This window comes from Candidatus Phytoplasma sp. AldY-WA1 (assembly GCF_020312115.2).
Classification (GTDB): Bacteria; Bacillota_I; Bacilli_A; order Acholeplasmatales; family Acholeplasmataceae; genus Phytoplasma; species Phytoplasma vitis.
The window spans coordinates 1-7397 of record NZ_JAHRHX020000029.1; the positions used below are offsets into that span (position 1 = coordinate 1).

Below are 7397 nucleotides of genomic sequence, written 5' to 3' on the forward strand. Positions count from 1 at the left end.
ATAAGATTAGTTGGTTGACTATAACACTAGCACATCATAATAAAGACGGGACTATTTCAAAAAAAGTTAAAGACCTTACAACTGCAAAAAAATTAGTCAAAATTTTTATAAAAAAATTAAAATATCTTTATACAAAAGAATTAAAAAAAACATACAATAAAGAAGAAACAAAAATTAAATTAAAAGAATTTAAATATTTTATTGCTTCTCAACTACAAACAAAACCAAGAAAAGATGGGACTATTCCAAATGTATGGCACTTCCATATTATGTTTAATATTGATTTATTAAAAATATTTGGTGCCACAAATCAAATGATGTGTCAAAAAAAAGGATTAAAAATTAATTCAGAGTTTTTAGAAAACGAAGAATATTATAAAAAAAATTCAAAAAAATATACTCCAGAGAATGGATGGTATAAAAGTAATAATAAACATTTAATTATTCCTCATATTTTTAAAGTATGGGCGGATGTTGTAAAAAAACAACTACCACAATTGAAAAAATTAAATCCACGTTCTCAAAACTTACAAATATTTAAAAAACAAAACAAACAAACAATTAAAAAAGAAATTAAAATGTGTTCTTTAAAAACATCTTTTCTTAAAAAAGACATCGCAATCATAATCGCTGATTACGTTAGTAAATATGAAGCTGGTTTAAGTGATGCTGAAATAAAAAAAATGATCGAACAAAAAAAAAATCATGAAATAAATCGTAATTTATTTCAATTTTCGCGTAGCTGTAAAAAGTTAAATGTTTCAAAAACTTTGAAATATCTACCTTTTGACTTACAGCATCCTAAATATTATTTAACAGGTTTTTATAAACAAAATATTTTAAATTTTAAACCAGGACACCCTTTTTATTATTTAACACGAAATATTGTTTTATTAGAAAATAATAAAAGAGTTGTGTTTAAAAACAATAGTCCTAGAGCTTTAGATTTTGAAGAAAACAAAAATAAATATCTTATAAAAATGAAAAAAAATAAAGGTAATTTATCTTATTTTTATTGCAAATTTTATTTTTCTTTAAACAAATATTATAATCATATGAATAGTAAAACATTTAAAAAAATGTATTCTAATTTTAAAAAAGATTTTAATATTGATAATTTAGAAAAAAAGAAGGAATTAAATAAAATAGAAGAATTAAAATATTATAGTGATTCTAGTAATTATATAATTCCTTCTGAAGAACGATTAAGAAATTAATATAGTATATTAATTTATTAAAAAAAAACAAAACTTCTTAACAAAAAAAAGCAAAGCTTTTTTAAACAAATGAAAAAAAAAAAAAAAGCAAGAGGAAAAACAAACAAACAAAAACAAAAAAAAGCAAAGCTTAACAAAAAAAAGAAGAAGAAAAAAACGAAATATTTATTACACAAAAAAGCCTGTTTTAAAAAGGGTTCTTTTTGTTGTATTTATTTATTTTTATTGTTGTAAAACAAAAAAATAATATATAATATGAGTATAAATAATAAAAATATTTTTGAAAACATATTTTTTAAATTTTAATTAATATTTTTAATTTTATTCGATTTTCACGTATTCCACCCTTGAAAAGAATACGTGATAATTGAATAAAGTTATTTTTTTATTATTTTAATTAATTATTAAATTTATTAATAATAATTAAAACAATAGAAAGGATAAATTAAAAATGGCTAGAAAACATAGAGGTTTTGGTAATTTTTGCACTTATTGGTTGCTTCCGGTTATCGCTATATCTATACCTGTTGTTTGGTATCTTGCTACACAGGGTTATTTGCAAATTTTATATACTCCTGCAAAATAATTTTAAAAAAAATTTAAATTGAAAAGGAAAGAAAATATGACTTTTAGAAGTTTTTTAGGTCTTGTTGGTTTAAGTTTTGTTTTCGTTTTCGTTCTTTATATGTTTGGTTATATTCGTCCTAATAAGGAAAATGTACCATTTATGGTAGAGAAACAACCGAAAATAGAACATAAAATAAATACAACTACAACAAATGCAACTACAACAAATACAAATTCAACAACTCCAGGTAAATAATTGAGGAGTAAAAAATGTGGTTTAAAAAAAATATTGATTCTCATTTAAAAAAAGGATTAGAAGAACAAAAAGAGTATGAAAAGAATTTAAAAAAATGGGAACAATTAGAAGAATTAGATAAAAAACAAGATGAAATAAAAAAATTTAATAAACAATTAAAAAAACATGGATTAAAAACTAAAAAAGGGTTTTTTAAAAGATTCTTTAGTGGATCTGATGATGATGATTATGAAAATGAAAATAGACATTCTAATAAAAATCAAAATCATCAATCTAAAGAAAATAAAAATCTACGTTTTCAACAATTATTAAATGAAATTCAAAATTTAAAAAAAGAAATTAATTCACTTAAAAATTTTAGAAATACTAGAAATACTAATAATACAAATGGAAATACTGGATCACAAAATACTAATAATACAAATGGGAAATTTAAACAAAAAAATAAATATACAGCTAAACAGTATAAAGAAATGGGATATACAGCTATACAATTAAAAGAACTTGGTTATAGTCCTGTTACTATATTTAATCTTGGTTTTAGTTTAAAAGCATTATTAAATGCTGGATTTACTAATGATAAATTACGTAGTTGTGGTTTAATTGATTAATTATTTATTAAAAAAATAATGAGAATGTCTGACTACTTATTAAGATTTTATTTAATATATTTTAAAAATTCGTTTTTAGTACTATTTTTTTTAACAATAAATATTAAATAAAATCTAATAAAAAGAGTTTGATTCTCTTTATTCTCACTTTTTTAATTTTATTTTTAAAAAAAATAATGAGAATGTAGGTACTTATTAAAATTTTATTTTAATATATTTCAATAAAATTAAACACTTTTTGAAGGAATAAATAATATTTTTTATTATTTTTTATAAGAATTATTGTAATAAATATTTTAATTATTTTTTCTTTATGTATGTTTTAAAAATTCAATAATTAATAAAAATATGTCTTTATTTTTTTTCATAATTTAAATAAAATAATATTTTTTTTATACAACATTTAATTATATTTATTCTAAATATAAATTAAAATAAACATTTTAATAAAAAAAGTTCAATTCTTTTTATTCTCATCTTTAATTTCTTTCAAAAAAAAATACTTTTTACTGACATTTAAGGTATTTACAAAATAAAAAAAGTATTAACAAATATTTTTTTTATTTTTTTTAAAAAAAATAATAATATTCGCATTGTATTTTAATTAAATTTTTTAATAATAAATTTAATTAATGAATTGATTAATAGAAGGTATATGTATATGAAATTAAGTGCGGAACAAAAAAAAGTAATCGAATATGATAAAGGGTTTTTAAATGTTGCAGCCGGTGCTGGAACTGGTAAAACAACTGTTTTAATAGAACGCATTAAATATTTAATGTCATATAACTATGTTCTACCAGAGAATATTTTAGTTCTTACATATAATAAAAAAAATGTTTATAATTTAAAAAAACATTTTAGTAATATTAAAATCATGACTTTTCATGGTTTAAGTACTAGCATTTTAAAAAAATATTCTCATTTATTAAAAAAAAAATATAATTGTGAATTTAAAATTATGAATGAATCACAAACGGAAACAATTATAAAAACTATTTTAAAATCAGATAATGAATTATTCCCTTATCGTGGTGATTTTAGTAATATTAAATATACTATTTCAAAGATAAAAAAAAATCTTATTAATCAAAATGTTTTAGAAGAAAACGAATTATTTAAAAAATTTTTTAATAAATATTCTCAATATTTACAAGAATATAATTTAATGGATTTTGACGATTTAAATAAATACGCTTTTCAACTTTTAAGTGATGAATATATTTGTGATTTATATAAAGATAAATACCATTATATCTTAATTGATGAGGTACAAGATATTGATTTTTATCAATATTCAATAATTAAACTTTTAACTCAAAATGAATTATTTATTTTTGGTGATTCAAACCAGAGTATATATGGATTTAGAGGAGCTAAAAATATTTATATTGATTTATTAGTTCAAGAGTTTAATATGGAAACTTTTTATTTAAAAACAAATTATCGTTCTAGTCCTTTAATTTTAGAACTTGCAAATAATTTAATTAATTATAATTATGAACCACAAGATAAAGATAAATATAAATTAATTCCTTTTGTTAAAGGTTCTTCTAATGATAAAGTTTTAGATTATTATTTTGATAATTCTTTTATAGAAAATTGTTATATTGCAGGTACAATTAAAGAATTAATCAAAAATGAAAATTATAAATACGATGATATCGTTATTTTATTTAGAAAAAATTATTTAATGGATTCAATAAAAGATAAGTTTTTTGTTAATAACATTCCTTATATGACTAATAAGGTTGAAAAAAGTTATTATAAAAAACCTGATATAGAGACTAAAATACCACCTGAAATAAAAAAATTTTTAGATGATAAATTAAAAGAATGTCAAAAAACAAAATTTAAAAATAAAGTTTTATTATCTACGATTCATCAAATAAAAGGATTAGAATTTAAAGTAGTTTTTTTAGTTGGATTCGAACAAGAAACATTTATTAATGAACTTTTACATACAATAGATATTAAAGAGGAAAGACGCCTTGCTTATGTTGCAATCACAAGAGCGAAGGAACGTTTATATATTACTGTTTCAAAAGAAAGAATGGTTTATGGAAACATTATGAAAATGAAACCTGCTATTTTTTTACAAGAAATGGGGATTAAATGAAATTAAAAATAATTTAAATAACAAAATTAATATTTTTGATATTGCAAATTATATTATTCTTAATTTTAGTAAAAAATATCAATTAACACCTTTAAAATTACAAAGAATCATTGTTTATGTTTATTTTCATTATTTAATCATTTATAAAAAACCTTTATTTTTAGAAAATTTAGAAAAATGGGGTTGTGGTCTTATATTTACTCGTTTATATTTTTTTCAAAGACAACAAAAAAATATAAAACCATTTAAAAATGGTAATATTGAAAAATTAAATGATTCTCAAAAAAAAATCATTCATGATGTTTTAGAAAAATACGGTTCTTGGATCCCTCATGATTCTATAGAGTATTATTTTCAAAACAAAGCTTTTCATTACAATTATTTAAATAAAAATTGGATTAATAATGTTATTTCGGATGCTTTTTTATACAAATTATATCAATTTTATTTTAAAAAAAATAAAAAAAATGAAGAATTATAATAAAAAAAATAAATTAAAAAAAATTAATGAATTTCTTAATCAAGAAATAAAAAAACCACAAAAAATGCGTTTTTTACATTTGATTAATAAAAAATCTTCATTAATTCATCAATCTAAAAATAGATTGAATCGTTCTAAAATAAAAATTTCTTTAAAAAAAGAAATTAATAATTATTAAAAATAGAGGTATTAAAAATGTTAAATAAATGCGAATTTATAGGAAGAATAACAAAAGATTTAGAATTAAAAAAAATTAAAGTCAAAGATCAAGAAGAATTAATGAGTAAAGTTGATTTTAACATAGCTCATAATTTTAAAAAAAATGGGAATGATGAAGTTATGTTTATTCCATGTACTGTTTGGGGTAAACAAGCTGATAATATGATTAGTTTTTTACATAAAGGTTCAAAAATTTATGTCGAAGGCTATTTAAATATCAATAATTACACTGATGAAAGAACAAATGAAAAAAAAACTTTTACAAAAATTAATGTTAAAAACGTTATATTTTTAGATTCAAAAGATGATAAAACAGTAAATAAAGATTCTGATATTGAAAAACAAGAAATGGATTTTGTAAAAAAAACAAATGAATTTTCTAATGAACGAAAACAAATAGAAATTTTAAATAAAGAACTTCAAAAAGTAAAACAAGATAAATTGGAATTACAAAGAGAATTAAAAGAATACGAAAGATTTTAATATTGAAAATTAAAAATGTTTAGTTTAAATACAATTAAATTTATTTCAAAAATTAAAAAAATAGATATGTTAGTTTTATTAAAATATTTAAAAATTGTTCCTTTTGATTCGGATAAATCAGTTCGTTTTAATTGTTTTTTTCATAAAAGTAAAAGCGGTATAAGTTGTAATATTAATGAAGAAAATAAATGTTGGTGTTGGAGTTGCGAAAAAGCTTTTGATACGATCGATATTTATATTAAAGCAAGACATCTTAATTTTAAATTAGATTTTAAAAAAGCTTGTTTAGAATTAAATAAATTTTATAACAGTGATGTATATATAAATTTAAAAAAAACACAAGATGATATTAATTTACAAAATGATACAAATAAAAAAACAGTTAAAAAAATATCTTATTCCTTACAATTTCAAAAATTAAATAATAATGAATTGATAGAACAAAAAAAGAGGTTTATAAAAGATTATTCGTTTATTTTTAATCTAATAACTAATTTCTATCATAATGAATTATTAAAAAATAGAACAATGTTAAACTATTTATTTCAAATACGTAGATTGAATTTAGAAACAATTAAACAATTTAAAATTGGTTTTAGTGATAATAACAATAATAAATTATTAAAATATTTTTCAAAATATAAAGATGCTTTATTGAAATTAGATTTAATTAGATACAATAAAACAAATAATTTTTATTTTGATACTATGTGCGATTGTTTAGTAATACCAGTTTTACATAATGGTAATACAATACATTTTTATAAAAATAATTTTAAAACAATAACAATTTATAATCCTAAATATAAAGCTTTAAAAAGTCTTACAAGAGATATATTTTATCTTCCTTATGGCTTTTCATTTGCATTAAATGAAATAAAAAAAAAGCAAGAGGTTATTATTCATGAGGGTTTTTATGATACCATAAACGCTCATCAACATGGTATTAAAAACGCTATATCTTTAATAACTATTAAAAGTTATTTAAGTCAACCTGTTATTAATTTTTTCAAAAAATATGATATTAAAGTTTTGATTGGTTTAGATAATGACGAATCCGGACGAAAAAATGCGGTTCGTATACAAGAACAATTAAATAATGAAAATATAGATAACGAAATTAAGAATATTTATGAAGATAATTGTAAAGATGCGGACGATATTTTAAAAAAACATGGTTTAGGATTATATAAAAAAACTTATTTAAATACAGGATTTAGAGAATTTGATTATTAAATTAGAAGGATTTTAAAATAATGAATAAATTAAAAATATATGCTTTTACTTGTTTTTTCTTTTTTGTACTTTTTTATGTTGGTCTTTGTGCTGGTTCTATTTATTACTCTTCACAAGAGAGTAAATTATTTTTAGCTTTATTTTTTTACTTCAATACTTTATTTTGGTTATTTTTATGTGTTCTTGGTTGTTTTTTATATTTTAAAGA

General features: G+C 19.3%; 9 protein-coding genes. All 9 read left to right on the forward strand.

All coding sequences use genetic code 11. From position 1 onward, the window contains the following. Positions 1–1217 (forward strand): hypothetical protein (locus KTO59_RS02920; protein WP_284928543.1); only part of this gene is annotated, 1217 nt, incomplete at its 5' end. A gap of 451 nt (positions 1218–1668) precedes the next feature. After that, the gene (locus tag KTO59_RS02925; protein ID WP_284928544.1) at positions 1669–1803 is read left to right on the forward strand and encodes a hypothetical protein; all 135 of its coding nucleotides are present in this window, start codon (positions 1669–1671) and stop codon (positions 1801–1803) included. Between the two features lie 36 nt (positions 1804–1839). Continuing rightward, positions 1840–2040, forward strand: a complete 201-nt coding sequence (locus KTO59_RS02930; RefSeq protein WP_284928545.1) for a hypothetical protein — start codon at positions 1840–1842, stop codon at positions 2038–2040. 14 nt (positions 2041–2054) lie between these two features. Continuing rightward, positions 2055–2651 (forward strand): hypothetical protein, encoded by a 597-nt coding sequence (locus KTO59_RS02935; protein ID WP_284928546.1) that lies wholly within the window; start codon positions 2055–2057, stop codon positions 2649–2651. A gap of 661 nt (positions 2652–3312) precedes the next feature. Further along, positions 3313–4770 carry an ATP-dependent helicase gene (locus KTO59_RS02940; protein ID WP_284928547.1) on the forward strand — a complete coding sequence of 486 codons (1458 nt, stop codon included), beginning with the start codon at positions 3313–3315 and terminating at the stop codon, positions 4768–4770. 467 nt (positions 4771–5237) lie between these two features. After that, the gene (locus tag KTO59_RS02945) at positions 5238–5429 is read left to right on the forward strand and encodes a hypothetical protein (protein ID WP_284928548.1); all 192 of its coding nucleotides are present in this window, start codon (positions 5238–5240) and stop codon (positions 5427–5429) included. Positions 5430–5446: 17 nt separating this feature from the next. Further along, complete coding sequence (locus tag KTO59_RS02950; protein WP_284928549.1) at positions 5447–5953, forward strand: single-stranded DNA-binding protein; 507 nt, start codon at positions 5447–5449, stop codon at positions 5951–5953. A gap of 15 nt (positions 5954–5968) precedes the next feature. After that, positions 5969–7189 (forward strand): toprim domain-containing protein, encoded by a 1221-nt coding sequence (locus tag KTO59_RS02955; protein ID WP_284928550.1) that lies wholly within the window; start codon positions 5969–5971, stop codon positions 7187–7189. A 20-nt stretch (positions 7190–7209) separates the two neighbouring features. Next, the coding region (locus KTO59_RS02960; protein WP_284928551.1) for a hypothetical protein at positions 7210–7397 on the forward strand (188 nt) is incomplete at its 3' end.